Consider the following 4,304-nt stretch of genomic DNA (forward strand, 5'->3'; position numbering starts at 1 on the left):
GTGAGCATGCTCATCACCTTGAGGTGCGCCGCCAGCAGCACCGACTTCAGCGAGGACTTCGTCACCGACGCCAGCGCCCGCAGACCCTCGTCCAGATCATCGATCGGCACCATCGCGCCCACGTCCTGCGCCGACTCCCCGCCCTTGCCACCCCAGGCGGCGGGCAGCACCAACGGAACGTACGCATCAACCACGCCCTGCCAGAACTCCCGGTCCGCCTCACCGGCCAGGGAATCCAACTCCGCAGCGATGAAGTCCGCATACCGAACCGACGGCACCTCCGGCTCCACAACCGCACCGCCCACCACGAGCTGCCGGTACACACCCAACAACTCCATCAGCAGCGAATGCACGCTCCAGCCCTCGACCACGGCGTGGGACATGGCGATCGTCAACCGCCAGGCCTCGTCGGACTCCAGGTGCACGGTGAGCCGCAGCATCGGAGGCACGGCGGGGTCGAACGGGATCTCCTGCTCCTGAGCCGCGAACTCCAGTCCGGCCCGCTGCTGCTCCTCCGCTGAGAGTCCGCGCACGTCGTGCAACGCGACCGGGATCGCGGCCGTGGCATGGATCAGCTGCATCGGCTGGGAGTAGGACGTCAGGTCCATTGCGGTGCGCAGGATCTCGTGCCGTGCCGTGATGGTCCGCACCGCCTGGCGGAACGGTTCCTCCGAGAAGGGCCTCGCGTCGGGAATGCGGTGAGAACTCAGGTTGTGGTAAAGCCTCTGCTCGTCGTCGGCAATCATCTCGACGAGCATGCCGGTCTGTACCTGCGAGAGCGGGTAGGCGTCCACGACCCCTTCGGGCAGCAGGGCCCGGTCGGCGTCGCTGATCAGTGCGAACGGTTCGACCGCGCTGATCAGCGTCTGCCCGGTGGACCGCCCGGACGCGATCTGCGCCAGGGCGGCGACGGTCCGGTGCTCGAAGACGTCCCCGATGGACACGTCGTAGCCGGCCGCCCGCAACGAACCGACCAGCTGTACCGCGCGGATGGAGTCGCCGCCGAGGTCGAAGAAGCCGTCCTCCACGCTGACCTCGGGCAGACCGAGTACGTCCTGCCAGACGGTCGCGATCCGCTCCTCCGCCGGGGTGCGCGGGGCTACCGACCCACGGGTCGCTCCGAAGGCCTCCCGGTCGGGCGCCGGCAGCGCACGGCGGTTGATCTTGCCCGCCGAGTTGAGCGGCAGAGCCGCCAGGATGACGAATGCCGACGGAACCATGTACTCAGGCAGCGCCTCGGCCGCCCGGGCCCGCAGCTCAGACGCGTCCAGCAAGCCGTCCTGCGCCGACACGGCGTACGCCACCAGCAGCTTCTCGCCCGACGAATCCTCCCAGAGAACCACCGCAGCCTCCCTGACCTCGGGAAGGTCGGTGAGCACGGCCTCGATCTCGCCCAGCTCGATGCGGTAGCCACGCAGCTTGATCTGGCTGTCGGCTCGGCCGAGGCACTCCAGGCTGCCGTCCGGCAGGCGCCGGGCCAGGTCACCGGTCCGGTAGAGACGCGAACCCCCCGGACCGAACGGATCCGGCACGAACCGGTCGGCGGTCAGGTCGGGGCGCCCCAGGTAACCACGGGCCAGCCCGTCACCACCGATGTAGAGCTCACCCGTGACACCCATCGGTACCAGTTCGAGGGTGTCGTCGAGGACGTAGAGCCGGGTCTCGGCCACCGGTCGGCCGAGCGACACGGCGCGGGTGCCCGCCGGGACCTCCCAGAAGCTGGACCAGATCGTGGTCTCTGTCGGACCGTAGACATTGAGCAGACGGCCCACCCGGCCGCTGAGCTCGTTGGCCAGCGACACGGGCAGCGCCTCGCCACCAGTCAACGCGGTGATCTGCGGCAGGTCGAAGCCGACTGCCAGGAGCAGCCGCCATCCCGAAGGCGTGGCCTGCACATGGTTCACCCGGTGCGCCGCCACCAGTCGCAGCAGCTCGGAGGGCGACTTCGCCTCACCGTCGCCCGCCAGCACGATCCGGCCCCCGGTGATCAGCGGGAGGTGGATCTCCAACGCCGAGATGTCGAACGAGATGGACGTGGCGGCCAGCCACGTTCCTGGTCGGCCGAGTCCTGCGTCGTCACGCATCGAGCAGAGCAGGTTGAACAGCGAGCCGTGGCTGACCATCACGCCCTTCGGGCGCCCGGTGGACCCCGAAGTGTAGATCACGTATGCCAGGTGCTCGCGGGAAGCGGAAGGCGCCACTGCCGTGGGCGACAGTGCCGGGGCCGTGTCGTCCCGGTCCAGCAGCAGGCGGAGGCCACCGTACGTCTCCGGAACCCGCTCGGCCAGCGAGGAATCGCTCACCAGCACGCCGGCACAGGAGTCGTCCAGCATGTAGCCGATTCGTTCCGCCGGAAGCACAGGGTCGAGCGGCAGATACGCGGCGCCGGCCTTCCACACGGCCAGCAGCGAAGCGACCAGTTCCGGCCCCCGGGGCAACAGGACGCCGACGACCGAGTCCGGGCCGACGCCGACGTGCCGCAGCTGCCGCGCGATCCGGTTCGCCGATGCGTCGAGCTGCGCGTAGGTGATCTCCTGCGTGCCCGAGACGATCGCGACCGCCTCGGGAGTCAGGGCGACCTGGTGCTCGAACAGCTCGCGGGTCAGGGATTCGGTCGGCGCCACATCCGGGTTCGCCTCGTTCAGCAGCCGACGACGCTCGTCCGCGGGAATGTAACGCGCGTTCGCGTCCCCGTTCTCGTCCGTCGCCATCGACTCCAGCACCGATCGGTACATCGCGCCGAGGCGCTCCAGGCTGTCCCTGCCGACCACCGCGACGTCACTGCTGTTGATCGCCACATACCCGCCGGTGACGATCACGTTCAACATGAACTCGTTGACCGAGAAGTTGAAGTTCGCCCCGGTGTCCACGTTCCCCTGGTCGACCTGGTGGAAGTCGAGGTACTCGAAGAGGACCGTGAGGAGTCGCTGGTTGGTGCCGGAGGCGCGCTGGATGGCCGGCATCGGGTAACGCCGGTGCGCCCAGATCTCAGTCTCCTGCGCGAAGACGCGCTCAACGAGCTCGCGCCAGGTTGAGGCAGCGCCACGCCGCATCGGGAACGGCAGGGTGTTCAGGTGCATACCCAGCACCCGGTCACCACCCGGCGCCTCCAGACGCCCGTGATACACGACGCCCGTGTGGAAGGCCGCCTCGGTGGTGAGCATGCTCATCACCTTGAGGTGCGCCGCCAGCAGCACCGACTTCAGCGAGGATCCGGTACTGCCGGCCAGTGCCCGCAGGCCCTCGTCCAGGTCGCTGATCGGCACCCGGAGCTGGGCGTGCCGGTCGTCGTTCCCGCCAGCTCGGAGGCTGCCGCCCTCGTCGCCCCATCCGATGGGCAGGGCGAGCGGAGCGTACTCGTCGACGACGTCCAGCCAGTACGTCTCGTTGTCGGTGTTGGCCAGGGCGTCCAGTTCGGCGGCGATGAAGTCGGCGTAACGGACGGCGGGGGCCTCGAAGGGCTCGGGGTCCCGGTCGTCGCGGAGGCTGTTGTAGACCTCGATCAGTTCCATCAGCAGGGAGTTGTAGCTCCAGCCCTCGGTGATGGCGTGGTGGAAGGTGAAGGTGAGGCGCCAGGCATCGTCCGACTCCAGGTGCACCGTAAAGCGGATCAGCGGGGCGGCTTCCGGGTCGAACAGCGTTGCGCGCTCGGCCTCGACGAACTCCGTTCCCCGATGAAGCTGTTCCTCGCGGGTCATGCCACGGAGGTCGTGGAGTGCGACGGGGACCTCGGCGTTGGCGTGGACCAGCTGCAGGGGCTGGGTGTAGCCGGTGAGATCCACGGACGTCCGCAGGGTCTCGTGGCGTTCGGCGATGAGGCGGGCGGTCGCGCGGAAGGTGTCGAGGTCGAAGGGCTGGTCGTCGCGAACCCGGAAGGAGGTCAGGTTGTGGTAAGTGTGCTGCTCGGTGTCGGTGAGCATCTCGACGATCATGCCGGTCTGCACCTGCGACAAGGGGTAGGCGTCCACGACCCCTTCGGGCAGCCGGGCCCGGTCAGCGTCGTTGATCAGTGCGAACGGCTCGACCGTCGTGATCAGCGAGGCGCCATCGACGGACTGCGGAACCCGCAGCGCCAGCGCGGCGATGGTGCGGTACTCGAAGACGTCGCGGATCGTCAGGTCGAAGCCCGCTTCCCGCAGCGCACCGACCAGCCGGACCGCGCGGATGGAGTCACCACCGAGGTCGAAGAAACTGTCCTCGACACTGAGCTCGTCCAGACCCAGAACGCTCCGCCAGACCGCAGCCATCCGCTCTTCCACCGGAGTCCGCGGAGCAACCAGTGCGGCGCCGGCGAACGCGTCACG

At 68.6% G+C, this 4,304-nt stretch carries 1 protein-coding gene; it reads right to left on the minus strand.

What is annotated here, in order from left to right:
* Positions 1 to 4,247 (minus strand): amino acid adenylation domain-containing protein (locus tag ABZ934_RS32415; protein WP_361320142.1); only part of this gene is annotated, 4,247 nt, incomplete at its 3' end.
* Between the last annotated feature and the right edge of the window lie 57 nt (positions 4,248 to 4,304).

The sequence above is a fragment of the Streptomyces sp. NPDC046557 genome (assembly GCF_040645975.1).
In the GTDB taxonomy this organism is placed as follows: Bacteria; Actinomycetota; Actinomycetes; order Streptomycetales; family Streptomycetaceae; genus Streptomyces.